This is a genomic window from Saccharopolyspora sp. NPDC050642 (genome assembly GCF_040654735.1).
Lineage (GTDB): Bacteria > Actinomycetota > Actinomycetes > Mycobacteriales > Pseudonocardiaceae > Saccharopolyspora > Saccharopolyspora elongata.
Window position 1 is genome coordinate 562,404 of the sequence record NZ_JBFAIN010000001.1, and the last position, 23,807, is coordinate 586,210.

The 23,807-nt window shown below is 70.6% G+C and carries 25 protein-coding genes; 21 read left to right on the top strand and 4 right to left on the bottom strand.

Going from position 1 to position 23,807, the window contains the following annotated elements; all coding sequences use genetic code 11:
* Positions 1–69 precede the first annotated feature (69 nt).
* A complete protein-coding gene (locus tag AB0H93_RS02620) occupies positions 70–1,146 on the bottom strand; it encodes a DUF4157 domain-containing protein (RefSeq protein WP_358566246.1) in 1,077 nt (358 codons plus the stop codon).
* 241 nt (positions 1,147–1,387) lie between these two features.
* On the opposite strand from AB0H93_RS02620, the gene AB0H93_RS02625 reads away from it, so the two are divergent.
* From AB0H93_RS02625 to AB0H93_RS02685, 13 genes are read left to right on the top strand one after another with little or no spacing between them, the layout of a single operon-like run.
* Positions 1,388–2,902: a phage tail sheath family protein gene (locus AB0H93_RS02625; protein ID WP_358566249.1), complete on the top strand. Its 1,515-nt coding sequence runs from the start codon at positions 1,388–1,390 to the stop codon at positions 2,900–2,902.
* A 31-nt stretch (positions 2,903–2,933) separates the two neighbouring features.
* Positions 2,934–3,374: a phage tail protein gene (locus tag AB0H93_RS02630; RefSeq protein ID WP_358566252.1), complete on the top strand. Its 441-nt coding sequence runs from the start codon at positions 2,934–2,936 to the stop codon at positions 3,372–3,374.
* The gene (locus tag AB0H93_RS02635; RefSeq protein ID WP_358566255.1) at positions 3,371–3,835 is read left to right on the top strand and encodes a hypothetical protein; all 465 of its coding nucleotides are present in this window, start codon (positions 3,371–3,373) and stop codon (positions 3,833–3,835) included. The genes AB0H93_RS02630 and AB0H93_RS02635 overlap by 4 nt, the downstream gene beginning before the upstream one ends.
* The gene (locus AB0H93_RS02640; protein ID WP_358566258.1) at positions 3,832–3,990 is read left to right on the top strand and encodes a DUF6760 family protein; all 159 of its coding nucleotides are present in this window, start codon (positions 3,832–3,834) and stop codon (positions 3,988–3,990) included. The genes AB0H93_RS02635 and AB0H93_RS02640 overlap by 4 nt, the downstream gene beginning before the upstream one ends.
* A gap of 4 nt (positions 3,991–3,994) precedes the next feature.
* Positions 3,995–6,457: a hypothetical protein gene (locus tag AB0H93_RS02645; protein WP_358566261.1), complete on the top strand. Its 2,463-nt coding sequence runs from the start codon at positions 3,995–3,997 to the stop codon at positions 6,455–6,457.
* A gap of 23 nt (positions 6,458–6,480) precedes the next feature.
* A complete protein-coding gene (locus AB0H93_RS02650) occupies positions 6,481–6,906 on the top strand; it encodes a phage tail protein (RefSeq protein WP_358566264.1) in 426 nt (141 codons plus the stop codon).
* A 13-nt stretch (positions 6,907–6,919) separates the two neighbouring features.
* Positions 6,920–7,636, top strand: coding sequence for a LysM peptidoglycan-binding domain-containing protein (locus tag AB0H93_RS02655; protein ID WP_358566267.1), 717 nt, complete (start codon positions 6,920–6,922; stop codon positions 7,634–7,636).
* On the top strand, positions 7,636–9,435 hold the full coding sequence (locus AB0H93_RS02660) for a VgrG-related protein (RefSeq protein ID WP_358566270.1): 1,800 nt from the start codon (positions 7,636–7,638) through the stop codon (positions 9,433–9,435). The genes AB0H93_RS02655 and AB0H93_RS02660 overlap by 1 nt, the downstream gene beginning before the upstream one ends.
* Positions 9,436–9,472: 37 nt before the next feature.
* Positions 9,473–9,787 (top strand): PAAR domain-containing protein, encoded by a 315-nt coding sequence (locus AB0H93_RS02665; RefSeq protein WP_358566273.1) that lies wholly within the window; start codon positions 9,473–9,475, stop codon positions 9,785–9,787.
* The gene (locus AB0H93_RS02670; protein WP_132484000.1) at positions 9,784–10,200 is read left to right on the top strand and encodes a GPW/gp25 family protein; all 417 of its coding nucleotides are present in this window, start codon (positions 9,784–9,786) and stop codon (positions 10,198–10,200) included. The genes AB0H93_RS02665 and AB0H93_RS02670 overlap by 4 nt, the downstream gene beginning before the upstream one ends.
* Positions 10,200–12,167, top strand: a complete 1,968-nt coding sequence (locus tag AB0H93_RS02675; protein ID WP_358566276.1) for a putative baseplate assembly protein — start codon at positions 10,200–10,202, stop codon at positions 12,165–12,167. Before AB0H93_RS02670 ends, AB0H93_RS02675 begins: the two co-directional genes overlap by 1 nt.
* Complete coding sequence (locus tag AB0H93_RS02680; RefSeq protein ID WP_358566279.1) at positions 12,164–12,724, top strand: phage tail protein; 561 nt, start codon at positions 12,164–12,166, stop codon at positions 12,722–12,724. Before AB0H93_RS02675 ends, AB0H93_RS02680 begins: the two co-directional genes overlap by 4 nt.
* 4 nt (positions 12,725–12,728) lie before the next feature.
* A complete protein-coding gene (locus tag AB0H93_RS02685) occupies positions 12,729–13,688 on the top strand; it encodes a hypothetical protein (protein ID WP_358566282.1) in 960 nt (319 codons plus the stop codon).
* Between the two features lie 7 nt (positions 13,689–13,695).
* Here the strand turns inward: AB0H93_RS02685 and AB0H93_RS02690 are convergent, their stop codons facing one another.
* A complete protein-coding gene (locus AB0H93_RS02690) occupies positions 13,696–14,493 on the bottom strand; it encodes a thioesterase family protein (RefSeq protein WP_358566284.1) in 798 nt (265 codons plus the stop codon).
* A gap of 378 nt (positions 14,494–14,871) precedes the next feature.
* On the opposite strand from AB0H93_RS02690, the gene AB0H93_RS02695 reads away from it, so the two are divergent.
* Positions 14,872–16,065, top strand: a complete 1,194-nt coding sequence (locus tag AB0H93_RS02695) for an MFS transporter (RefSeq protein WP_358566287.1) — start codon at positions 14,872–14,874, stop codon at positions 16,063–16,065.
* A gap of 187 nt (positions 16,066–16,252) precedes the next feature.
* Here the strand turns inward: AB0H93_RS02695 and AB0H93_RS02700 are convergent, their stop codons facing one another.
* Positions 16,253–16,525, bottom strand: coding sequence for a hypothetical protein (locus AB0H93_RS02700; protein ID WP_358566290.1), 273 nt, complete (start codon positions 16,523–16,525; stop codon positions 16,253–16,255).
* Positions 16,526–16,630: 105 nt separating this feature from the next.
* Between AB0H93_RS02700 and AB0H93_RS02705 the strand changes: the two genes are divergently transcribed.
* The 7 genes from AB0H93_RS02705 to AB0H93_RS02735 all read left to right on the top strand — a co-directional run bounded on the left by AB0H93_RS02705 (position 16,631) and on the right by AB0H93_RS02735 (position 23,160).
* Positions 16,631–17,500 (top strand): helix-turn-helix transcriptional regulator, encoded by an 870-nt coding sequence (locus tag AB0H93_RS02705; protein WP_358566292.1) that lies wholly within the window; start codon positions 16,631–16,633, stop codon positions 17,498–17,500.
* 19 nt (positions 17,501–17,519) lie between these two features.
* Complete coding sequence (locus tag AB0H93_RS02710) at positions 17,520–17,711, top strand: DUF397 domain-containing protein (protein ID WP_358566295.1); 192 nt, start codon at positions 17,520–17,522, stop codon at positions 17,709–17,711.
* Between the two features lie 209 nt (positions 17,712–17,920).
* Positions 17,921–20,293 carry a xanthine dehydrogenase family protein molybdopterin-binding subunit gene (locus tag AB0H93_RS02715; RefSeq protein WP_358566298.1) on the top strand — a complete coding sequence of 791 codons (2,373 nt, stop codon included), beginning with the start codon at positions 17,921–17,923 and terminating at the stop codon, positions 20,291–20,293.
* Positions 20,290–21,138, top strand: a complete 849-nt coding sequence (locus tag AB0H93_RS02720; RefSeq protein ID WP_358566300.1) for an FAD binding domain-containing protein — start codon at positions 20,290–20,292, stop codon at positions 21,136–21,138. The genes AB0H93_RS02715 and AB0H93_RS02720 overlap by 4 nt, the downstream gene beginning before the upstream one ends.
* A complete protein-coding gene (locus AB0H93_RS02725) occupies positions 21,131–21,610 on the top strand; it encodes a (2Fe-2S)-binding protein (protein ID WP_358566303.1) in 480 nt (159 codons plus the stop codon). Before AB0H93_RS02720 ends, AB0H93_RS02725 begins: the two co-directional genes overlap by 8 nt.
* A 63-nt stretch (positions 21,611–21,673) precedes the next feature.
* Entirely contained in the window at positions 21,674–22,183 is a 510-nt protein-coding gene (locus AB0H93_RS02730; RefSeq protein ID WP_358566306.1) for a GNAT family N-acetyltransferase, read from the top strand.
* 347 nt (positions 22,184–22,530) lie between these two features.
* Entirely contained in the window at positions 22,531–23,160 is a 630-nt protein-coding gene (locus tag AB0H93_RS02735; RefSeq protein ID WP_358566309.1) for a LysE family translocator, read from the top strand.
* 58 nt (positions 23,161–23,218) lie between these two features.
* Here the strand turns inward: AB0H93_RS02735 and AB0H93_RS02740 are convergent, their stop codons facing one another.
* Positions 23,219–23,788 (bottom strand): dienelactone hydrolase family protein, encoded by a 570-nt coding sequence (locus tag AB0H93_RS02740; RefSeq protein WP_132484038.1) that lies wholly within the window; start codon positions 23,786–23,788, stop codon positions 23,219–23,221.
* Positions 23,789–23,807: the final 19 nt, after the last annotated feature.

Sequence of the window (23,807 nt, forward strand, 5' to 3'; positions counted from 1 at the left end):
CATGAATTCGATCAGCGGAACGCCCGCTCGAACGGCCGCTGCTGGCGACTTTCGCACCTGCCGCTCGACCTAGTCGCCGGTCCACCAATTCTTGATCTCCTGTTGCTTCTTGCCCACGCCGCAGTCGTTGTCCACCGCGAAATAGATCGGAACCCGATCCTGCCCGCGAGTTCTGGACTGGAAGAATGTGTTCAGCTTCCGCTGGCAGCCGTCGCAGGGGCTTCGGTCCGTGAAGATCCGAACCGGCACGAGTTCGCTGTACCTGGACACGAGGGACGTTATGATCTCTTCCGAGTGGTCGCCGTTGTCCCCCTCGTTGAAGGCGGCCTCGTAATGCAGATCCTCCTTACCTTCTTTCTTGTACTCGAGGACGGCGAAGTTCTTCCCCCACCTCTCCCCCTTGCGCACGTCCAGATACTTCTGCAGGAGAAGCCGTGCGAAATCACCTCCGGTACGAGCGGAACGAAGGGGGCGAATGACGAACGGGGCGGGGGGATCCGTTTGACTTCTCGTCTCGGCTCGTTGGACGGAACTCACTCCGGCATCGTTCCCACCCATCGCCACTTCCGGCTCCGCACGCTCCTGAGCTACCTCGGAGCGCCCCATGACTCGCCGCGCATTCGCTTCGGCTTCGCGCTCGAAGCGGTCCGATGGATCTGACATCTTCAGACCGTTGCCGTTGTCCGTGCCCGCGACGGGGCCGGAGCGTTGCTGGATGACGTGGGTGAGTTCGTGGGCGAGGGTGTGCTCGTCGGTTCCGCCTTCGCCGATGACGACGTGGTTTCCCGAGGTGTAGGCGCGGGCTCCGATTTCCGCCGCCGAGCGTTGCGCGGCCGGCCCGGTGTGCAGGCGGACGTCGGAGAAGTCCGCGCCGAGACGGCTCTCCATGTCCGTGCGCACGGGCTCGTCCAGCGGCTCTCCGGACGACCGCAGCACGTCGTGCACGGCCGACCGCTGCACCTCCTCCACGTCGCCGGCGCGGGCGTCGGCGATCGCCCTTGCGACGACGGCATTCCCCAGGGTTCGTTGCAGGTGCAGGATGTGTTCCGCGGAGCCAGGAGCACCAGACCGTGCTCCGGGTTCTGGTGCCCGTGTGCGCCGCTCCCGCTCGGACGACTCCGCTTCGTTGTTGTGGCGGTCGTGCATCAGGTCTCCTCACAACGCCCGTGCACCACTGGTACCGCGCTCGGCGCTGTCGGGGCATGCCCGGAAGGGCACACCTCGGGGCAGAACCCCGCGCACCCCGACCGGCCTGTCCCGGGAAGGCAGGGCCCGGTTGCCCGGGAAGGCAGTCGTGTTGCCCTCGGTGGGGGTCGGGCGGACCTGTTCGCGTGCGCCGCCGGGCGCGAGGCTCTGGGCACGCCACACCTCAGACGAAGGAGCGAACATGCCGTCGTACCTGTCCCCTGGCGTGTACGTCGAGGAGGTCCAGAACGGGGCCAGACCGATCGAAGGGGTCGGGACCGCCGTCGCGGCTTTCGTCGGCTTCGCACCTCAGGGGCCGTTCCACCAGCCGACGCTGGTGACGAACTGGAGCCAGTACGTGCAGGCCTTCGGCGGCTTCGACGACGGCTACCTCGCACACGCCGTCTACGGCTACTTCGCCAACGGCGGCGGCACCGCCTACGTCGTCCGCATCGGCGGGCCCGCTGCGGCGCCCGACGCAGCCCCGGCGACGCCCGTCGAACTCGGCGGCCTGCGGGTCTCGGCGCTGCCCGGCGCCGGCGGCGACATCACCGTCGAGGTCGCCGACGCCGAGGGCGAGAACCCGCCGGAGGACCGGTTCCGGCTGCTGGTCGGCCAGGGCGGCAAGGTCGCCGAGACCTACGACGTCTCGACCAAGAAGAACGTCAAGAGCTACGTGGTCACCCAGGTCCGCGAGCGGTCCAAGCTCATCGAGGTCACCGAGCGGTCCAGCGCGGCGCTGACCAGGCCGGAGAACCAGTCGGTCACGATCGCCGCGACGCCGCCGCGCGAATCCAAACCGGCCACTGTGGACGCCCAGGAGTACGTCGGGGACCTCGCCGCCCGCACCGGCTTCGGCGGGCTGGAGACCATCGACGAGATCACCATGGTCGCCGTCCCCGACCTGATGAGCGCCCACCAGCGCGGCCTGATCGACGCCGAAGGCGTGAAGACCGTGCAGCTCGCGGCGATCTCGCACTGCGAGCAGATGGGCGACCGCGTCGCGGTGCTCGACGCTCCCCCCGGCCTCAACGCCCAGCAGGTGCGGAACTGGCGGATGGACCAGGCGGGCTACGACTCGCGGTACGCGACGCTGTACTACCCGTGGATCAAGGTCTTCGACCCCGCCAGCGGACGCAACACCCTGGTCCCGCCGAGCGGCCACATCGCCGGCGTGTGGGCGCGCAGCGACGCCGAGCGCGGCGTGCACAAGGCCCCGGCGAACGAGGTCATCCGCGGCGCGGTGGACCTGGAGATCAACCTGAGCAAGGGCGAGCAGGACCTGCTCAACCCGATCGGCGTGAACTGCGTCCGCGCGTTCGCCGGGCGCGGCATCCGGATCTGGGGCGCCCGGACGCTGTCCTCGGATCCCGCCTGGCGCTACCTCAACGTCCGCCGGCTGTTCAACTACCTGGAGGAGTCGATCCTGATCGGCACCCAGTGGGTGGTCTTCGAGCCGAACGACGACCGGTTGTGGTCGAGCATCCGGCGCAACATCTCCGCGTTCCTGCACGAAGCCTGGCGCGACGGGGCGCTGTTCGGCCGCACCGCCGAGGAGGCGTTCTTCGTCAAGTGCGACCGGGAGAACAACCCGCAGGAGTCGATCGACCTGGGGCAGGTCGTGTGCGACATCGGCGTCGCGCCGGTCAAGCCCGCCGAGTTCGTGATCTTCCGGCTCTCCCAGTTCTCGGACAGCACCAGCCTGCTCAGCGAATAGCCCCAACAGCACGGAAGGCGGCGGATAAGCCATGGCACAGGGCGACAGTCTCGCCACGCACCGGTTCGGTGTGCAACTCGGTGGCATCACGGTGGAATCGGTCAAGGAGGTCAGCGGCCTGACCGTTGAGCAGGACGTGATCGAGACCCAGCAGGTCACGCCTACCGGGGAGCGGATCAACAAGAAGCAGCCCGGCGGCCAGAAGGGCGGCGAGGTGACGATCACCCGCGGCATGGACAAGAGCGTCGAGTTCACCGACTGGATCAAGAAGACACTGCTGGACGGCGACGTCGAGGGTGCGCGGGAGAACCTGACGATCGAGATCCAGGACTCGAAGGGCGAAACCGTCCGGCGGATGCAGCTGTTCGACGCCTGGGTCAGCAAGTGGGAGGGCCCGGGGCTGACCGCGGGCGATTCCCAGGCGGCGGCGGAGAAGGCCACCATCACCTTCGAACGGATCGAGGTCGAATGAGGCGACGCATCGCGTCGCTCGGCGAGCTCGACGAGGTCGCGGGCAAGGACCAGGCGGCAGACACCCGCCCGGCCCCGGCCGAGCAGGCGACGCAGCACGACGAGTTCGAGTTCGAACTCCCCCGCGGCTACGTGCACTCCGACGGCACCGTGCACAAGCACGGCCGGATGCGGCTGGCCACCGCGAAGGACGAGCTCCGGCCGCTGATCGACGTGCGGGTCAAGGAGAACCCGGCCTACCTCAGCGTGGTGCTGCTCAGCCAGGTGATCACCCGGCTCGGCGGCCTCACCGAGGTGCACACGGGCCTGGTGGAGAACATGTACGCCACCGACATCGCGTTCCTGCAGGACTTCTACCGGCGGATCAACAGCGAGGGGCACACCAGGGCGGGGGTCACCTGCCCGTCCTGCGGCACGGCGTTCGAGGTCGACCTCGCCGGTGGGCGCCTGGGGGAATCGTGACGTACGCGGTCGACCGGCTGCACGAGGAGGTCGCGTACGTCGCCTACAACTTCCACTGGCCTCGCGAGGAGATCCTCGAACTCGACCACCACGAACGACGGCGTTGGGTCCGCGAGATCGCGCGCATCAACACCAGGGTGAACGAAGGCGGGTGACCGGGTGAGCCTGTGGGACCTCTTCCGCCGTCGCCGCGGCGGCGCGCGGCGCGAGGACGGCTCGGCGCAACCTGCCACCACGACGCCCGGCTGGGACGGCGGGTGGCGGCGAACCGCCGCCGATCCCGGCGTGATCCAGCGCGCCGGGATCGGCGTGACCGCGGCCATGCGGTTCCGGGAATCCGTGACCTCGTTCCAGGACCACGGCGTGATGACCGGGCTCGGGCACAGCCTCCAGGCAGGTGCGCCGTCCGGTCTCGTGCACGGGCTGCTCCGCCCGGCTGTAGGGGTTCCCGTGCAGCGCTCGGCGGCCGAGGCGCTGCCCGTGGTCGTCCCCGCATACGACGGCGATCCGGTGCCGCTGGACCACTCCCCGGCATCCGTTGCCCCGGTGGAATCCCCTGTCGCCGAAGGGACTGCTGCTCCGGTGCGGCCACGGCGGCTCTCTCCGCCGCTGACCGTGGCACGGCTGGCGACGCCGCTCGCGCCGCGGCCCTTGGGCACAGTGGGGCCGCGCCCAACTGTCGCGCCCGATCCGTCATCCATAGTGGACGAAATACATCCGGGCGACGTTGCGCCGGAGCCGGTCGTGCAGCGCCAGGTTTCACCGGCCAAGCCCGACGCGGCCGTGCGATCAGGCCCCGGCGAACCGTTGCGCGCCCTTCCGCCCAGTGCCGTGGTCTTCCCCGACGCGGACCGCTCGCCGGACCAGGCCTCGGAGGCCGGGTCGGCGTTGCCGCTGGCGAGCACCGATCCGGCGCCGTCCCGCACCGGTGAGCACCGCGCGGTCCAACGGGTCACGAAGACCTCCGCGCGTGATACTCCGGGAAGCCAGTCCCCGCCCCGGGCTCGCCCCCGGCTGGGCATCGGAGCGCCGATCGCCCAGATCCCGCCGTCCGCTACGACCAGCGCCGAAGACCGCCCGACGCCCGCCGAGCCGGCCTCACCTCCGGTCGATTCTCCCGTTGTGCAGCGGAAACCGGCCGTCGGGGTAACCGGCGCGGAGGCTCCCGCAAGCCCGGAAAGCGGCTCTCCCACGACGGTTCGCCCCGACTCCGCGGACCCGGTTGAGGCGCAACGAATCACGCCTACATCGCAGCCGCGCAATGCGCCGGGCGAAGCGGATCCCGTGCTTCAGCGGCTCGCCGCGCCGCCGGAGCCCGAAGCCCGCAACGCGCACTCCCCGACGAGCGGGTCCGAAGCCCCCGTCGACGTGCACTCACCGACCGAACTCGTCGTCCCGCGCTCAACCCGAGACGCGGCCCCGACCAACCCCGGGCACGACGAGGATGCGCCGGTAGCACCCCTGATCCATGAATCCGCTGCCGTGCAACGGATCGAGAACCCGCTGAGCGCGCCGCCCGGCCATCCCCTCCCGGCGGCACACGGGGTGTCGGAACCCGAGCAGGACGGCACCGAAGCAGTCCGACACCAGAAGACTCCCGATTTCAGGCAAAATCAGGAAGCCCCCAATTTTAGGCAGAATCGGACGGCTCCGAACCCCGGCCTTCCGGTCGGGGATGTCGAGGCAGTACCCGGGCCGGACCTGGTGCCGGTGGTCCAGCGCTCGGCCCGGAGCCAGCACCAAGGGTCTTCCACAACCACACCCGAGGCCGAGAATCTGACGGCACGGCTTCACCCACCGGAAAGCGACGCGCCGACCGCGCTCCCGTTGACCGGGGCTTCCCCCGCTCAGGGCTCCGCCGCCGACGTTCAAAGCCAGGTTCGGGCACCCGAGTCCTCACCACCGAACCGCGCGACGCGGGCCAGGGCTCTCCCTCACGAACCCGTCCAGCGCGTCCTGCCGCTGCTGTCGGCGCGGCCGCTGACTGCACGAATCGGGCAGGACCCGGGCGTCGGCGCCGCGCGCAGCCCTCAGCAACCCGCACGACCGGTGGCACCGGTGCGCTGGAACCAGGCCGACCCGGCACCGTCCTCCGGGATCACGCCGCCGCGCCCCGCGCCGAGCACGCCAGTGCAGCGAGCCCGGGTCTCCGCCGCTCCCCCGGCATCCAGCGCTCCGGTGCAGCTCTCCCCGCTCCCGACACCACCCGGCGGTGAAGCCCTGCCGCGCGCTGCGGTGATACATCAGGCAGCCGAAACTCCGCACCAGGCGCGCGAAGTCCTCCCGGTGTCCCGCCCAGCGACTCCCACCGTGCAGCGTTCGAGCGCAGCCCCGGTGGAGCAGCCCGCAGAACGGCAGCAGGCCGCTGCCCCGAAACCGGTCGCCGCGTCGAGCCCGATTCCCGGTGTCCCGGCCGGAGTTCCGGTCACGGTGGTCCAGCGCAAGCCCGAGCCGGCCGCCACCGGGGAGCAGGACGCCGCCCCGGCCGGGGCGGGCGGCTCCGGCGGGCAGGACATCGACGAGCTCGCTCGTCGCCTGATCGAGCCGGTGGGACGGCTGCTGCGCGCCGAGTTCCGCCACGGCAGGGAACGAATCGGGCGGCTGCACGACCGCCGCCGCTAGCACGTTCGGAAGGAGTGTTGCCGGTGCCTCAGGAGATCTTCGCGTCCAGCGTGTTCTTCCGGCTGGTCATCGGGGGCAACGACCTGGGCAGGTTCAACACCTGCTCCGGGCTCGGCGCCCAGGTCGAGGTGGAGCAGTTCGCCGAGGGCGGCAACAACGGCTTCACCTGGCAGCTGCCCACCCGGATCACCTGGACCAACATCACGCTGACCCGCCCGGTCACCAGCGACACCGCCAAGATCTCGCGGTGGCTCGGGCAGATCATCCAGCGCGCCGAGCGCAAGAACGGCGAGATCGTCGCGCTGAAGCCGGATCTCACGCCCATCGCCCGGTGGCAGGTGCTCGGCATCATCCCGGTCAGCTGGCAGGGCCCGTCCTTCGACCCGTCCAACGCGCAGGCCGCGGTGGAGACGCTGGAAATCGCCCACCTGGGCCTGCAACCGTCGTGAGAGGAGGGGCCGGATGGCCGCCGCACCGGGCAACAACCTCGCCCGCGCCCAGCTGCTGATCATGGAGCCGCCCGCGAAGGTCGGCGCGAAACCGGGCGCGACGATCAAGCGGGTCCGGTTCCAGTTCAACCCGAACAAGCTCGCGCTGACCAAGAGCACCGAGTGGCGGCGCAAGCCGTCCCGGATGGCGCCCGACGCGGCGTTGCCCGAATTCGTCGGCAGCGGCCCGCGTTCCCTCTCCCTCGAAGTGTTCCTGGACGCCACCGACAAGCACGACGGCTCGGTGGAGAAGAAGATCGAGGACCTGATGGTGGCCTGCGTCCCGACCCCGAAGAGCCTGGCCAGCAAGAAGCCCGCCAGCCCGTGGGTCCGGTTCGAGTGGGGCACCGCCAGGACGACCTCGTTCAACGGCGTGCTGTCGAGCTTCTCGGTCGACTACTCGCTGTTCGACGTCGACGGGAAGCCGCTGCGGGCGACCTGTTCGCTGGGCATCGAGGAGGCCAGCGTCGACACCCCGGGCCAGAACCCGACCTCGGGCTCCGAGAACACCCGCCGCACGCACCGGGTCGTCGCCGGCGACAGCCTGCCGCAGCTCGCCTGGCACGAGTACGGGGACGCCACGGCGTGGCGGGTCATCGCCGAGGCCAACGAGATCGACGACCCCATGATCCTGGTGCCCGGCACCGAACTGCTGGTACCCGCCTTCGACGACGGACAGGACGGTGCGTGATGGGCGGAAAAGAGGGCGGGCGTTCCGTCGCCGCCGATCCGATCGTGGCCACGCCCGGCCCGCTGCCCGCGGCCTGGCAGGAACAGCTCACCAGCTGCGTGGTCGACGAGAACGTCGGCCTGCCCGACGCGGCCCTGCTGACCTTCCGGGACCCCAACCACGAGCTGCTGACCGCGACCGGCATCACCATCGGCTCGCCGCTGACGGTGTCCGTCGCCACCACCTCCAGCCAGGCGCCGAAGCGCCTGTTCACCGGCGAGGTCACCGGCCTGGAGCTGGACACCGACGGCACCGGCTCGTTCACCGTGGTGCGGGCGATGAGCAAGGCGCACCGGCTGATGCGGGGCCGGAAGGTCACGGCGTTCCGCAACATGACCGCCGCCGCGATCGTGCGGAAGGTCGCGACGGGCGCGGGTCTGCGGGCCGGCCGCATCGACGCCAAGCCGATCACCTACACCCAGCTCTCCCAGGCGAACGTGTCGGACTGGGAGTTCCTCCAGGACCTGGCGCAGGAACACGGCGTCACCGTGCGGGTCGACGAGAAGGGGCGGCTGGACTTCGCCGCGCTCAAACCCGCCGCGAGCGCTCCCTCTCCCGACACCCCGGCGACCAAGAGCCCGTTCGTCCTGGAGTACGGCCGGAACCTGATGGCGCTGCGCGCGGTGCTCACGGCCGTGGACCAGGTCGACAAGGTCGAGGTGCGCGGCTGGAACGTGGCCACCAAACGTCCTTTGATAGCAGAGGAGAACGCCACCCGGAGCAAGACCGTGCGGCCGGGGCTCACCGCGGCGGAGGCGACCGGCAAGTTCGGCAAGGGCGCCCGGATGCGCGTCACCGACACGCCCTACGGCACGCAGGCTGAGGCCACGGCGGCGGCACGCGCGCTGGCGGCGTCGATGAGCGCGGGGCTCGGCGAGATCGAAGCGGTCGCGGAGGGCAACCCGGAACTGCGCGCGGGGGTGCCGGTCGCGCTCGGCAACGTCGGGCCCAAGTTCTCCGGGCGGTTCACCGCGACGGCGGTGCACCACGTGCTGGAGCCCGGGAACGGCTACCGCACCACGGTGCTGGTCAGCACCTCCCCCGACCGGTCGCTGACGGGGCTGGTCACCGGCGCCAACGCGCCGGACCGGGGCCCGCGCATCCCGGGCCTGGCCACCGGGATCGTCACCGACATCAAGGAAGCGGGCGGGGCCCAGCGGGGCTGGGTGAAGCTGAAGTTCCCGTGGCTCGACGACGACTACGTGACCGACTGGGTCCGCACCGTGCAACTCGGCGGGCAGGGCGGGGGCGGCGTGTTCAGCCCCGACGTCAACGACGAGGTGCTGGTCGGCTTCGAGCAGGGCTGCCTAGACAAGCCCTACGTGCTCGGCGGGCTCTACAACGGCCGGGACAACCCGTCGCCGCACGACCTGCCGCTGGTCGACCGCACCACCGGCAAGGTCAACCGGCGTTCCCTGGTGTCGCGCAAGGGACATCGGCTCGAACTCATCGACTCGACCACCGGTGCGCCGGGGCTCCGGCTCACCAGCGGCAACAAGCGGCTGGACATCCGGATGGACGAGAAGCGCCGGACGATCGACATCACGGTGTCGGCCGTGGGCGGCCGGCGGGCGCTGAGCACGGTGTCGCTGACCGACCGCGGGATCACGCTCGACGCCGGTACCGGCGACCTCACCCTGACCGGGAAGTCGGTGTCGATCGACGCGAAGACGTCGGTCTCGATCAACGGCCGGACCAACGTGGGAATCGACGGCGGCGCGATGGCCACGTTGCGCGGCCGCATGGTCCACATCAACTGATCAGCCCGATTCCGCAAGCCGACGAGGAGTTCCCGCGATGCCACCCGCAGCCCGGATGGGCGATCCCACCTCCCACGGAGGCACCATCGGCCAGCCTCCCGCGGCCGCCGCCCTCAAGGTGGCCACCGTGCTCATCGGCGGCAAACCCGCCGCGGTGACGGGAAGTCAGCACGTGTGCCCGCTGCTGCCGCACACCGTGCTGAGCGCGGGGAACGTGCTCATGCCGAGCCCGCCTCGCTCCGGCGTGGTGCTCATCGGCGGTCTGCCAGCCGCGCGGATGAACGACAAGACCACCTGCGGCGCGACCGTGGTCATCGGGGCGCCGAACGTGCTGATCGGAGGCCCGCTGTGAGCGAGCGCTTCATCGGCCGCGGCTGGGCCTTCCCGATGCGGGTCGGGGCGACCGGCGGCATCGCGATGGTCGAGCGGGAGCAGGAGATCGAGGAGGCGATCCGCCTCGTGCTGGGCACCGCGCCGGGCGAGCGCCCGATGCGCCCGGAATTCGGCTGCGGCATCCACGAGTACGTGTTCGCCCCGAGCGACGGCGCCACCGCCGGACGCATCGCCCAGGAGGTGCGCAGCGCGCTGCGGCGCTGGGAACCCCGGATCGACGTGACCGACGTGGTCGTCGCGTTCGACACCGTCGAGGAAGGCGTGCTGTACATCGACGTGCACTACACGCTGCGCGCCACCAACGACCGCAGGAACCTCGTCTTCCCCTTCTACACGATCCCGCACAGCGCGGCGGAGGAGGACGCGGACTGATGGCCCTGCCCCTGCCGAACCTGGACGACCGCCGCTTCCAGGAGCTCGTCGACGAGGCCAAGCGCTACGTTCAGCAGCGCGCTCCGGAGTGGACCGACCACAACGTCTCCGATCCGGGCGTGACCCTCATCGAGACGTTCGCGCACATGGTGGACCAGCTCATCTACCGGCTGAACCGGGTGCCGGAGAAGAACTACCTGGCGTTCCTCGACCTCCTGGGCGTCCGCCTGTTCCCGCCGGCGGCGGCGCGGGCCGACGTGACCTTCTGGCTGTCGGCCGCGCAGCCGGAGGCGGTGCTCCTCCCGCTGGGCACCGAGGTCGCCACCGCGCGTTCGGAGACCGAGGAGGCGGTCGTCTTCGCCACCACCGACGAACTGCCCATCGTGCCCTGCGAGCTGACGACGCTCGTGACGATCTCGGCCGCCGGGGCGCAGCAGAACCACACCGGCGACCTCGACGCGGGCAAGGACGTGCCGTGCTTCCAGGCGGAACCGGCCGTCGACGACGCCATGCTGTTCGGCCTCAGCAACGCCGTCCCGCGTTGCGTGGTCGCGGTGCGGCTGGACAGCCAGGTCGAAGGCATCGGCGTCGATCCCCGGCAGCCGCCGCTGGTGTGGGAGTCGTGGGACGGGGTGCGCTGGACGGAGTGCGCGGTCTTCGACGACACCACCGGCGGCCTCAACCGGCCCGGCGAGGTGGTGCTGCAGGTGCCCGCCGGGCACGCCCTGTCGTCGGTGGCGGGCGTCCGGGCGGGTTGGCTGCGCTGCCGCGTCGTGGCCCCGGAACGGAACCAGCCGTTCTACTCCGAGTCGCCGACCGTCCGGGTCGCGGAGGCGTTCACCATCGGCGGCACCACGACCGTCGAGCACGCCGAGACCATCACCGACGTCGCGCTGGGCCTCTCCGAAGGCGTGCCGGGCCAACGGTTCCGGCTCGACCGGGCGCCGGTGCTCACCGACGCGGAGCCGGTCGTGGTGCAGGTCGCCGCGGACGACGGCTGGCAGGACTGGCACGTCGTGGAGCACTTCGGCAACTCCGGCCCCGCCGACCGGCACGTCACGCTCGACGCGACGAACGGCGAGTTCCTCTTCCCGCCCGCCGTGCGCGCGCCGGACGGCACCTTGCGCCGGTTCGGGGCGGTGCCGCCCAAGGGCGCGCACATCAGGGTGCCGAAGTACCGCACCGGCGGCGGCCGATCGGGCAACGTGGCGCGCGGCGCGATCTCGGTGCTGCGCAGCTCGGTGCCCTACGTGGCCGATGTCGAGAACCGCGAGGCCGCTGGCGGCGGCGTCGACGGGGAGACCGTGTCGGAGGCGAAAGTGCGCGCGCCGCACCAACTCCGGGTGCAGGAGCGGGCCGTGACCGCCGCGGATTACGAGCAGATCGCGTGGCAGGCGGCGCCGGCCGCGGCCCGGATCCGCTGCCTGCCCGCGGGCGCGGAGCACGAGCCGGGCGCGGCCCGCGTGCTGGTCGTGCCGAACGCCGTGGCCGACGCGGGCGACCAGCTGCGCTTCGAGCAGCTGATCCCCTCGCCGCAGCTGCTCGCCGCGATCGCCGCCCGGCTCGACGAGCACCGGCTGCTGGGCACCCGCCTGGTCGTGGAGCCGCCGTTCTACCAGGGCATCACCGTCGTGGCGCGGATGCGTTCCGCGGAAGCCGACGTGAACCGGGTGAACCGGGACGCCGTCGCCGCGCTCTACCGGTACCTCAACCCGCTGCGCGGTGGCGCCGGCGGCACCGGCTGGCCGTTCGGGCGACCGGTCCAGGTCGGCGAGGTCTTCGCCGTGCTCCAGCAGGTCGAGGGCGTCGAGCTGATCGACGAGATCCGGCTGTTCCCGGCCGATCCGATCACCGGGCAGCGGGGCACGCCGGTGGATCGCGTCGAGCTGGCCGCCCACGCGCTGGTCTTCTCCCACCAGCACCAGGTGCTGGTGAGCTCCGGGGATCCGGCGGAAGGCCCGCGATGAGCCGCCGCGCGGTACCCGACCTGCCCAGCCGCTACCCGCTCGGCGACCTGCTGCCCGCGCTGTACGCCGGGGACGACTTCGCCCAGCGGTTCACCGCCGGCCTGGACTCGGTCCTCGCCCCGATCTTGTCCACTATGGACAACATCGCGGGCTACTTCGACCCGCGCGTGGCGCCGGAGGACTTCGTGTCCTGGCTGGCCGGCTGGGTCGCGGTGGAGCTCGACCCGGCGTGGCCGCCGCCGCTGCGGCGGGCGGTGGTGATGCGCGCCGTCGAGCTGCACCGCCGCAACGGCACCGCGCGGGGGCTCGTGGACCGGCTTTGGCTGTGCGCCGGGGTGCACGCGCGGGTGCTCGACGGCCCGGGCGCGGTCTGGTCGACCCGGCCGGGCACCGCGCTGCCCGGCAACGCGATCACCCGGGCCGTGGTCCAGGTCTGGCCGGGCCGCTCGGCGGTGGACCGCAAGCAGGTCGACGCGGTGGTCGAGGCGGCCTGCCCGATCCACCTCACGTGCACCGTCGAGGTCCTGCCGGGGCCGCCACAACGGGAAGGGGGATGACCCGATGCGCTCCTGTTCGACGTGCGGCGCCCAAGTCGCCCGCGGCGAGGACTTCTGCACCACCTGCGGCGCCTACCTGGGCTGGGACAAGGGCACCGAACCACCAGCCCCGGACCCGTCCGCCCCGACGGCACGCATCCCGGTCCCCACCTCGGCGGCACCCGAACCACCCGCGGAACCGGTCGCCGAGCCGGAGCCGGAGCAACCGGCCGCCGTGCAACCGGCGAAGCCCGTCGCGCCGCGGCCCGAACCGAACGCACCGGTCGCGGAGCCCGTGTCCGAGGGACCGCCGTGCGGCGCGTGCGGCGCCCCCAACCCGCCCGAACGGCGGTTCTGCATCCGCTGCGCCGCGCCGCTCGCCCCGGATTCCGAAGCGCCGCAATCGAATCGCGCGCGCCGGCGGCGGCGCCGGATCGATCGCGGCAAGGTGTGGCGGCGGCTCGTCGTCCTCGCCGTGCTGATCGCCCTGGTGATCGGCGGCGTCCTGTTCTACCCGACCGGCCGGGAGATCGTCGAGGACGTGCTCGACAAGACCTTCGGGGCGGCGCCGATCGGACCGGTGAGCTCCAGCGCCAGCGGCGAGATGCCCGACCACCCGCGCGGCAAGGCCGTGGACGGGCTCAGGGACGTGTACTGGGGCACCGAGCGGCCCGGGGAATGGGCCGAGTTCAACTTCGATCACCCGTTCCGGCTGGTGGGCGTGCTGGTGAGCACCGGGCCGTCGAGGAAGGACGAGGAGTTCCGCAGCCAGGCCCGGCCCGCCCGGCTGGAGATCACCGCCACCGGCTCCGACGGCCGGACCCGCATCGAGACCGTCGACGTGCCCGACAGCCCGACCCCGTACGAGGTCCGCATCAAGACCAGCGACGTGGTCAGGGTCCGGGTGCACATCAAGACAGTGACCGGCCTGACCGAGGGCAAGCACATCGCACTGGGCGAGCTCGAGTTCTTCGGGCGCAAGTGAGCGCCGGCTACTGCCCCAGGGGACGCACGGTGAGGCTCTGCTGCGCGGTCCCGATCGGGCCCCGGACGTCGTGCAGGACGGTGCTGGTGAGGCCCTGGCCGCGGCCGCCGAAGACGACGGTGGTGTCCAGCCCGGTCCAGCGGCCTTCCGGCTGCCGGTAGAGGTGGATCGACAGGTCGACGTTGGGGAACATCCACTCGGTCGGCTCCTGCCGCACGGCGATGCCGTTGGCCGTGTCGACGAGCGCCACGTAGGACGCCACCGGGCTGACCGCCTCGCCCGCCACGAGGTCGGTCCGGGTGGACACCCACGCCGTGTTGCGCCCGGGCAGGCGCGTGCCGACGGGCCGGGTGTCCAGCGACGCGATGAAGCCGCCCGGCCACAGGGAGTTCATCGGCCAGGGCGCCAGCGACTCGGGGTCCGGCAGCGGATCGGGTTCGCCCCCGGCGACCGCGCTGGTGTCCAGCTCCGCCAGGAACCACGCGCGGGCCCGGACCACGGGGCGCCCGGCGATGATCGCGGTGGCCTCCACCAGCTCGATGGTGCGGCCCGGCCTGGTCGTCTCCACCTGGATCTCGAACTCGTCGAGCGCGATCTTGCCCAGGATGTCGAAGCTGACGCGGCTGAGCAGCAGCTCGGGGCGGCCGGCCCGCGCGCGTTCGATCGCGTGGACGAGGAGCCCGCCCACCGGGCTGAAGTGCTGCTCGTCGTTGCGCCACGCGCCGCTGGCGTGGGTGGTCGGCTTGAAGCGGTGCGCGTCGAGCCGCTCGAAGTAGCTGGGCGTGCTCTCGGATGCCTCGGGCAACGCGGTTCTCTCCCCACTCGTGCCGGCGCGACGGTCAGGACTACAGGATATGGACCGGATGGCGTAACACGCGGTGAGGATCGCCACAGCCGCGCGGGGCCGACCGGCCGCGGCCGGAACGCCGGCATTCCCCTGGGGCCGTTTCAGAAAGCCCCGGCCAAGCTCGTACCGAAGGCTCCCGATGCCCGACGGGATGGTGATTTCGCGCGAGTGTCCGGAAAGGACTCCACGGCTCCTTCGAAGCCTGGGCGCGCGAACCGACGATCCCGCCCGCGCAGTACCTCCACCCGGCAGGCCGCCGCCGATCGACTTCTATCACACCTGTGATAATTTGTGGCGATGCCGGCGATCGGCGTTGTAGCGCAAAGGAGATCAGTTGTGCCCGCGTGGCTGTTCGCACTGCTCGCAGCGGCTTTCGTCTTCTACACCGATGATTACGTGATCGCGGGCGTCCTGCCGGAGATCGCGCGGGATCTGGGTGTCAGCGAGGCGCACGCCGGGCAGCTGGTGACCGTCTTCTCCCTCACCGTCGCCCTCGCCGCGCCGGTCGCCGGAGTCACCCTGGCCCGGGTGTCCCGCCGGTACCTGTTCACCGCTTCGTTCGCGATCTTCGTCGTGGCGAACCTCTTGGCGGCCACCGCAACCAGCTTCGGCCTGCTGGTGGCCCTGCGGGTCGTGGCGGCGATCGCGGCGGCGGCGTCCACCCCGGCGGTGTTCGCCTACGCCGCCGAGCGAGCTCCGGAAAGCCACATCGGCAGGTACGTCGCAGTCGTGGCGCTCGGCGTCACGGGCTCGATCGCGGCCGGCGTCCCGATCGGCACCTGGATCGGCGGCCATTGGGGCTGGCGAACGACATTCGTCTCGATGGCGGTGGCCGGAGCCGCGGCGCTGGCATTCTTGCTCGCAACCCTGCCTCGCGAGCGCGGCGAGGCCGGCGACGTGCCGAGGATCCCCGAACAGTTGCGCGCCCTCGCCAGCGCGCCGGTATCGCTCGGACTCATGGCGAACTGCGCGCTCATGACCGGATCGATGATGATGCTCACCTACACGGCCCCCTACCTCGACGCGGTGAGCTACGCCGGCGTCGATCAGCGCGCGCTCGCCTTCAGCTCCTCCGGGGTGGCCGGCATCGTCTGCATCTGGGCGGGCGGGAAGGCCACCGACCGGTGGGGTTCGGACCGCACGCTGGTCGCCGGGATCAGCACCTTCACCGGCATCATGGTGCTCTTGGGCGTGCTCTGGTTCGCCCGCCCCGTACCGTTTTCCGTCCTCCTCGTGGCGGGAACGGTCTGGGGCGGCATGGCCTTCTGGAATTCCCCGGCGATCCAAGCGCGCCTCCACCTGCTCGCCGGACCGGCCGCACCGCAGGCATTGGCGCTCAACACGTCGGGCACGTACCTCGGAGTCTCGTTGGGCGGAGCCATCGGAGGGTTGACCCTGAGCAGCCTGGGGGCCGGACTGCTACCGGCCGTCGCGGCAGTCCTCGGACTGAGCGCATTGGCGCTGCTGGCACTCGCCATCGGCGCCGCGAAGAAAACGCCGAGCGGTGCGGCAACTGCAACGCAACGCTGAACCCGCAGCGGCGCGGGCCTCGACGTTCGCGCCATTCCGGACCTGATGCCGTGGGCGCGCGACGTGCAGCACTTCCCGCTACCCGGCAGGCCGCTGACCGGCGAGCGGGGCCGCGAGCCTTTTGGGGCGCCACAGACCCACGGCCCACGCCCGCCCCTTCAGAGCCAGACGAGGCGGAGGTCTCGGATCAACGAGAGCATTCCAGCGCGCCTTCGGCGGAGTCGGAGTTGCCGGTCCAGCCGTGCGGGCTGACGAACACCGCGCCCGGACCGTCGGCGCCGGGGGCACGGCGAAAGTCCAGGCCCCACAGGTAGATCCGCGCGTCGGTGACCCCATCACCATCGCGCGCGACTTCGCACAACGCGAACTTCCTCGGCTGGTGAGCCCCAGCCAAGTCCTCCAGCACGGCCGGAAGCTCGTCCTCACCCCACGGGCCCAGCGAAAAACGCCGCTCCAACATCCCGACTCCCATCTGCCGATCAACCTGAAGCCGAAAGTAATAGGAATGATTCCAACAGTCATCTACCGGATCAGGTGATCCATTGGCAACCCGTGACCTGCAAGGATGAACCACATGCCGCCTTCACCCGATCCGCGCATGCTGCGCATCCAGCTCGGCATCGAGCTCCGCCGACTCCGCGAGCAAGCCGACCGAAGCACGTTCGAAGCGGCAGATGTGCTCGGGTGCAAACAGCCGAAGATCAGCAAGATCGAGAGCGGCAGCCAGGGCGTGAAACCGGACGAAGTCGCGCAACTGCTCGACTTCTACGGCGCAACCGCGAAGCAGCGCAAGTACCTGCTAGGACTGGCCGAGCGCCTCCCCAAGCGCGCCAGGCCGAAGATGTACCACCGCGACGCCGTCCCGGACTGGTTCCAGCGTTTCCTCGCGCTGGAAAGCGACGCGACGGAGATCAAGCTCTACGAAACGGAGCTCGTGACAGGGCTTCTGCAAACCGAGGACTACGCACGTTCAACGATCAAAGCATGGGAACCGGTCGCTGATCCACGGCTCGTCGAACGTCAGGTGCAGACGAGACTGCAGCGGCAAGAGGTGCTGACTCGGCGGCGAACTCCACTCAAACTCCATGCCGTGCTCAGCGAAGCCGCGCTGCACAGGATGCAGGGCGACGGGAAGATCATGCTCAGCCAACTCGAATACTTGATGGAGGCCTCAGAACGGCCGAACATCACTCTTCAAGTATTGCCCTTCGCCTTCCCGAACCGCATCGCCGTCACTTCGAGCGTCATGTTGTTCCACCTCCAGGAGCAGGACCTCTCCGCCGTCTACCTGGAGGACTTCTTCGGAGCCACCTACCTCTGGGAGTCATCGGACTACACGCGCTACAGCGTTGTGTTCGAGCGTCTGAGCTTGGCCGCTCTGCCGGTTGAAGAAACCCGGGAGCTCATCGATAGAGTGAGCGAGAAGTACCGGTAGGCAAACGGAAGGGGTGACGATGTCCGCCCCGGCGTTTTCCATGGCCACATGGCGCAAGTCCAGCTACAGCCAGGGCAATGGTGGCGCGTGCGTCGAGGTTGCTGTTCAGCCGGCTGTCGTCGGTGTTCGGGACTCGAAGGACCCCGATGGCCCGGTGCTCGTCTTCGACTCCGGCTCCTTCGCGCGGTTCCTAGGCACCTTGAAGGGTTAGGCACGCAGAATTGCCTGGCCAGAGCTCGGTAGTGGTTTGGAGTGCTATGGCGCTCCAATCCACTCACGGCCTGTGACCTGCTGATCCCTCTACCCGAAGCCTTCAGAGCCAACTTCCGGAGGATTGCGCGCGCGCCGGGGCTGCCGCACGCTACCCGAGGGATCGCCACCGCCACCGGGCTGCGGCGCACTCGGCAGTCGGGAGGCCCGATGGTGCAACCGGAACAGAGCATGCGCCCGACGCTGCTCGGCGTCCGGGTCCCCCGCATCGAGGACGACCGCTTGGTCACCGGGCGCGGCCGGTACATCGCCGACGTCGTCCTGCCCGGCATGGTCGAGGCCGCGTTCGTCCGCAGCGACGTGCCGCACGCGCGGGTGCGCGGTGTAGACACTGCGGCCGCGCTGGATTCCCCTGGGGTGCACGCGGCGTTCTCCGGCGCGGATCTCGACGTTCGCGCCGTTCCGGACCTGATGCCGTGGGTGCGCGGCGTGCAGCACTTCCCGCTGGCGCGCGACCGGGTGCGCTTCGTCGGCTACCCGCTGGCTGTGATCGTCGCCGACGACCGCTACCTCGCCGAGGACGCCGCCGAACTGGTCGACGCCGACCTCGAACCGCTGCCCGCCATCGACACCGCCGAGGACGCCCTCGCCGAGGACGCACCGCTGCTCTACCCGGAGTGGGGCGACAACCTCCTGCTGTCGATGCCCGCCCCGGAGAACCCCGCCGTGGACGAGGCGTTCGAGCGGCTGCGCACGATCAGCGGCACCTACACCACGCACCGCCACGCGGCCGTGCCCATGGAACCCCGCGGCGTCGTGGCCGAGTACCGCGACGACCGGCTGACGGTGTGGACCTCCACCCAGGCCGCCTTCATCGTGCGGTCGATGCTGTCCCAGGTGCTGGGCCTGCCGGAACGCGACATCCGGGTGATCACGCCCGACGTCGGCGGCGGATTCGGGCAGAAGAACGAGGTCTACCCCGAGGACTACGTGATCCCGTGGCTGGCGATGCGGCTGCGCCGCCCGGTGCGCTGGCTCGAAGACCGCCACGAGCACCTGATCACCGCCTGCCACGCCCGCGACATGCGCATCGAGCTGTCCGCCGCGGTCCGCGACGACGGCACCATCGCGGCGCTGCGCGGCCGGGTCCGCACCGATCTGGGTTCCGGCGAGGTGTTCCCCGGCGGGTTCGGCCCCAGCCTGGTCGCCGTCGGTTCGCTGTGCGGGCCGTACCGGATTCCGCACCAGTGCGTGGCGGTGCAGGGCGTGGTCACCAACAAGACTCCGCTCGGCGCCTACCGCGGTTTCGGCATGCCGGAGGGCACCTTCGCCATCGAGCGGCTGGTAGACAAGATCGGGTGCGAGCTGGGCATCGATCCGGTCGAGCTGCGCCGCCGGATGATCCTCGAGCCGCACGAGCTCCCCTACGAGACCGCCGCCGGTGCCCGGCTCGACTCCGGCAGCCACCGCGCGGCCTTCGACCGCGCCGTCGAGATCGGCGAGCGGCTGCTTGCCGCCGAACGAGAACGCGCCGAGCCCGGCACACACCTCGGCGTCGGCTACGCCACCTACGTCGAAGGCGTTGCCGCCAGCGCGTTCTCGATCACCGGCACCTTCAGCGGGCAGGACTCCGCGGACGTGCGCTTCGACGCCGACGGCGGCGTCACCGCGGCGGTGGGCGTCTCGGCCATGGGCCAGGGCGCGCACACCACGGTGGCCACCCTCGTCGCCGAGGAGCTCGCCCTGCCGATCGAGCAGGTGCGGGTGGTGATGGGCGACACCGACACCGCCCCGTTCGGCCTGGGCAGCTGGGCCAGCCGCGGCGCCGTCGTCGCCGGCGGCGCGATCGCGCAGGCGGCGGAGGTGTTGCGGCGCAAGGGAACCGAGATCGCCGCGCACCTGCTGGAAGCCGCGCCGGAAGACCTGGAGCTCGCCGACGGCGGCTTCCAGGTGCGCGGCAGCCCCGGCAGCTCGGTGCCCTGGGAGCGAGTGGCGCGGGTGGCGCTGACCCGCACCTTCGAGCTGCCGCCGGGCGTGGCGCCCGGGCTCGACGCGCGCGCGAGCTACGAGCCGCCCGGGATGGACCACGTGCCGCGTCCCGACGGGAAGATGAACGCCTCGACCACCTACACCAACGCCGCGCACGCCGCGGTCGTCGCGGTCGATCCCGCCACCGGCGAGGTGCGGGTGGTGCGCTACGCGGTCGTGCACGACTGCGGGCGCGTGATCAACCCGCTGACCGTCGCCGGGCAGATCCACGGCGGCGTCGCGCAGGGCATCGGCGGCACGCTCTACGAGCAGCTGCCCTACGAGGACGGCCAGCCGCTGGCCACCACGTTCATGGAGTACCTGCTGCCCACCGCCTGCGAGATCCCGGACATCGCGACCGAGGAGTTGTGCAGCCCGGCACCCGAAACCCCGTTCGGGATCAAGGGCGTCGGCGAGGCGGGCATCATCGGCCCGCCGGCCGCGATCGTGCGCGCCGTCGAACACGCCCTGGAACCGCTCGGGGTGGCCGACATCGACACCACGCCGCTGACGCCATCGGTGGTGCGGCGGCTGATCGAGGAGGCCGCGTCGTGAAGCCGCCGCCGTTCGACTACGTCCGCCCCGGCAGCCTCGGCGAAGCGGTGCGGCTGCTCGCCACCGACGAGGACGCGAAGGCGCTCGCCGGCGGGCAGAGCCTGTTGCCGATGATGAACTTCCGGCTCGCCCGACCGAGCGTCCTGGTCGACATCGGCCGCCTGCCGGAGCTGACCGAACTGCGCCGCGACGACGGCGTCCTGGTCATCGGGGCGGGCGTGCGGCAGCGGGCCGCCGAGACCTCGCCGCTGGTGCGGCAGGCGTGCCCGCTGGTCGGTCAGGCGCTGCGCCACGTCGGCCACCACCAGATCCGCTCCCGCGGCACCATCGGCGGCTCCCTGGCGCACGCAGACCCGGCGGCGGAGCTGTGCGCGGCCGCGTGCGCCCTGGACGCCGAGGTCGTGGTGACGGGCACCGGCGGTCGGCGCACCGTGCCCGCCGTCGAGCTGTTCGTCGCGCCCTACCAGACCTCGCTGGCCGCCGACGAGATCCTCACCGAGGTGCGGCTGCCGATCCGCGACGCCCGCCACGGCTTCGCCGAGATCGCCCGGCGGGCCGGGGATTTCGCCATCGCCGGCGTGGCCGCGGCCCTGGAGTTCGACGGCGGCACCGTGACCCGCGCGCGACTGGCCGGTCTCGGCATCGGCGGCACGGTGCGGCGACTGCCCGAGGCCGAAGAGGTCCTGCGCGGGCGGGCGCTCGACGCCGATGCGATCGGTGCCGCGGCAGGCACCGCCGCCGACTCCGCCACGCCGCCCGACGACCTCCACGCCGATCCGGAAACCCGCCGCGCCGCACTGCGCGCGGCGGCACAGCGAGCCCTGGAGCAGGTGGCGCATGACTGACGTCCCGGCCGCGAACCGCGAGATCGCGCTCACCGTCAACGGTCGCGAGGTCCGCCGCCTCGTGCCGGTGCGCCGCCTGCTGGTTGACTTCCTGCGCGACGACCTCGGCCACACCGGCACCCACGCCGGCTGCGAGCACGGCGTCTGCGGCGCGTGCACGGTACTCATCGACGGCGAGCCCGCGCGTTCCTGCATCACGCTCACCGTGCAGGCCGACGGCGCCGAGGTGACCACGGTGGAAGGCCTCACCCCCGACGGGGGCTTGAGCCCGATGCAGCAGGCGTTCAAGGACTGCCACGGGCTCCAGTGCGGTTTCTGCACGCCGGGGTTCATCACGACGCTGTCCGCCGCCGATCCCGGCGAGCACCCCGACGACGAGGCCATCCGCGAGCTGTTGTCCGGGAACATCTGCCGCTGCACCGGCTACCAGCACATCGTCGACGCCGTCAACCAGGCCTGGGGCCGGGACTAGAGCTCGCCCAGGTCCTGTCTTGTGAATCTTCTGAGCAGCCTCTGCCCAGTATGATCATTTGCCATGTCTGCCGTTTCTTTGGACGATGCTCTGGTCGAGGCCCTGCCCGGGGCGGTTACGAGCCTGTTCACTCCGCACGACCTGGCCGAGCTGGTCGTACTGCAGCGGTGCTGCTGGGTCTCCGAGGCCATCGGGAACAACACTCTGGACGTGCCCGCCCTGCACGAGACCCACGACCAGGTCCTGGCCTGGGCGCAGTCCTGGACGACCCTCGTCGTGCGCCGAGGCGGACGCCTGGTCGCCGCCGTGCGAGGACGGATGGAAGGCGAGCAGGACTGGCAGATCGGCCGGCTCATGGTCGCCCCGGACCTGGCCGGCAACGGCATCGGGTCCGCGTTGCTGGCCCTGATCGAAGCCCAGGCCCCAACCTTGGTGCGCCGGTTCGTGTTGTTCACAGGCAGCGCAAGCCAGCGCAACATCCGCACCTACCAGAGGGCTGGATACCAGCTGGCCCAAGCCCCGCATGTGCCCGGCCACATCGCAGGGGCCGTGTTCATGACCAAGCCCCGTTGAGATCACCGCAGCCAGCGCGCGATCGTGGGGATGACGATCGGGTCCGGTAGTAGGCCGCGCACTTGGCGTATCAGTTGGTCAGACTCCGGATTGCTTGAGAGCAGGCTTGGCCGTTACCCCCAGGTTGCGGATTTTGAGACACGAAAAGGAAGCCTCCGGCGGCGCCCTGCCTCCCTGCCGGGCGCTGTGATCCGAAGTCCCCCAACCCCTAGCCGTAGCTCCTGCGGAGGTTGTGAACGTCAGCTTGCGCATGGGGGTGGGAATCGTGATGACTGATTTCCGCCAGATTCAAGGGCCTGCCTCTTGAAGACTCGACGTATGCGTTCTTGGTACTGGTGCGTGCGCGGATGAGCGCGAACACGTTCGTCGCGTTGCTGATGTTGCTGTTCCCACTCGCGTACAGTCCTGGCCCGGGTAACGCGTTCTTCGCCGCGATCGGTGCGTCAAAGGGGCTGCGCGCCGCGGTCCCGGCGCTTGCCGGTTATCACGTCGCGACATTCGTCGTGACCGCGCTCATCGGTCTGGGTATGGGCGTCACGATCCTGAACCACCCGGTAGTCGCGAAAGCGCTTAGCGTGCTCGGCAGTCTCTACGTCCTCTGGCTGGCGTTCAGTTTCATTCGCACGGCCCGCGCCAAGGCGTCACCGAGGACCGAGAGCGTGCCGCCGAAGGAGCAGAGCATCGGGTTCTGGGCCGGCGCGATCGTGCTGCTGCTGAACCCGAAGGCGTACTACATACTCGCCGTGATGTTCACGCAGTTCCTGCGCCCATCTGTCGACGACAACGTGCTCACCGTCCTGGCGATCACCACTGTCTTCACTCTCAACAACCTGATCGCGTTCATCGTCTGGGCACTGGGTGGACGCGCCCTCACGACACTGTTCCGAAGCGAACGGTCGAGGCGATGGATCGATTATCTCTTCGCCGCGACGCTCATCGCCGTCGCGATCTGGATGGCAGTTCCGTTGTTCACGTAGAACAGAAGCGTCACCGTCCACACCACGACATCCCAAACAGCCTCTATAGCAGCCCGGCTCAGAGCGATTCGAGGAACGCGAGCGCGACCGACCACGCCTCCGTGGTGGCCTCCGCGTCGTAGTCCGGCAGGTCCGGATCGGTGAACAGGTGCCCGGCGCCCGGGTACTGGAAGATCTCGACGTCCGCCCCGGCCCGCCGCATCTGCAGGTACCAGGAGTTCAGCCAGTCGGCCGTCTCGAACGGGTCGGGGTCGGCGACGTGCAGCTGCACGGGCAGGTCGTCGACGGCCGCGTTCTCGGCGATGTCCGAGGTGCCGTGCAGGAGCAGCAGGCCGCGGGCCTTCTCGTCGGCCAGCGCGAGGTTCTGCGAGATGGCCGCGCCCAACGACAACCCGGCGTACACCAGCCCCTTGTCGCTGTGCGGGGCCGCCGCCTGCACGGCGCGGCGCAGCAGCTCGTCCCGGCCGATCTCCTCCGTGATGCGCATGCCGTCCTCGACCGTCTCCGCGGTCCGGCCGTCGAACAGGTCGGGGACGTGCACCTCGTGACCGGCCACGCGCAGCCGTTCGGCTGCGGCCTGCACGGCGGGCCGCAGGCCGAACGCGGAATGAAGCAACAGGATGTCCACGGGGACATCCAATCAGCCC

What these genes read in the sequence shown, in the direction of transcription:
- AB0H93_RS02620 (WP_358566246.1), bottom strand. Translation starts at nt 1,146, where the DNA reads ATGCACGACCGCCACAACAACGAAGCGGAGTCGTCCGAGCGGGAGCGG.
- AB0H93_RS02625 (WP_358566249.1), top strand. Translation starts at nt 1,388, where the DNA reads ATGCCGTCGTACCTGTCCCCTGGCGTGTACGTCGAGGAGGTCCAGAAC.
- AB0H93_RS02630 (WP_358566252.1), top strand. Translation starts at nt 2,934, where the DNA reads ATGGCACAGGGCGACAGTCTCGCCACGCACCGGTTCGGTGTGCAACTC.
- AB0H93_RS02635 (WP_358566255.1), top strand. Translation starts at nt 3,371, where the DNA reads ATGAGGCGACGCATCGCGTCGCTCGGCGAGCTCGACGAGGTCGCGGGC.
- AB0H93_RS02655 (WP_358566267.1), top strand. Translation starts at nt 6,920, where the DNA reads ATGGCCGCCGCACCGGGCAACAACCTCGCCCGCGCCCAGCTGCTGATC.
- AB0H93_RS02660 (WP_358566270.1), top strand. Translation starts at nt 7,636, where the DNA reads ATGGGCGGAAAAGAGGGCGGGCGTTCCGTCGCCGCCGATCCGATCGTG.
- AB0H93_RS02665 (WP_358566273.1), top strand. Translation starts at nt 9,473, where the DNA reads ATGCCACCCGCAGCCCGGATGGGCGATCCCACCTCCCACGGAGGCACC.
- AB0H93_RS02675 (WP_358566276.1), top strand. Translation starts at nt 10,200, where the DNA reads ATGGCCCTGCCCCTGCCGAACCTGGACGACCGCCGCTTCCAGGAGCTC.
- AB0H93_RS02680 (WP_358566279.1), top strand. Translation starts at nt 12,164, where the DNA reads ATGAGCCGCCGCGCGGTACCCGACCTGCCCAGCCGCTACCCGCTCGGC.
- AB0H93_RS02685 (WP_358566282.1), top strand. Translation starts at nt 12,729, where the DNA reads ATGCGCTCCTGTTCGACGTGCGGCGCCCAAGTCGCCCGCGGCGAGGAC.
- AB0H93_RS02700 (WP_358566290.1), bottom strand. Translation starts at nt 16,525, where the DNA reads ATGTTGGAGCGGCGTTTTTCGCTGGGCCCGTGGGGTGAGGACGAGCTT.
- AB0H93_RS02705 (WP_358566292.1), top strand. Translation starts at nt 16,631, where the DNA reads ATGAACCACATGCCGCCTTCACCCGATCCGCGCATGCTGCGCATCCAG.
- AB0H93_RS02710 (WP_358566295.1), top strand. Translation starts at nt 17,520, where the DNA reads ATGTCCGCCCCGGCGTTTTCCATGGCCACATGGCGCAAGTCCAGCTAC.
- AB0H93_RS02715 (WP_358566298.1), top strand. Translation starts at nt 17,921, where the DNA reads ATGGTGCAACCGGAACAGAGCATGCGCCCGACGCTGCTCGGCGTCCGG.
- AB0H93_RS02725 (WP_358566303.1), top strand. Translation starts at nt 21,131, where the DNA reads ATGACTGACGTCCCGGCCGCGAACCGCGAGATCGCGCTCACCGTCAAC.
- AB0H93_RS02730 (WP_358566306.1), top strand. Translation starts at nt 21,674, where the DNA reads ATGTCTGCCGTTTCTTTGGACGATGCTCTGGTCGAGGCCCTGCCCGGG.
- AB0H93_RS02735 (WP_358566309.1), top strand. Translation starts at nt 22,531, where the DNA reads ATGAGCGCGAACACGTTCGTCGCGTTGCTGATGTTGCTGTTCCCACTC.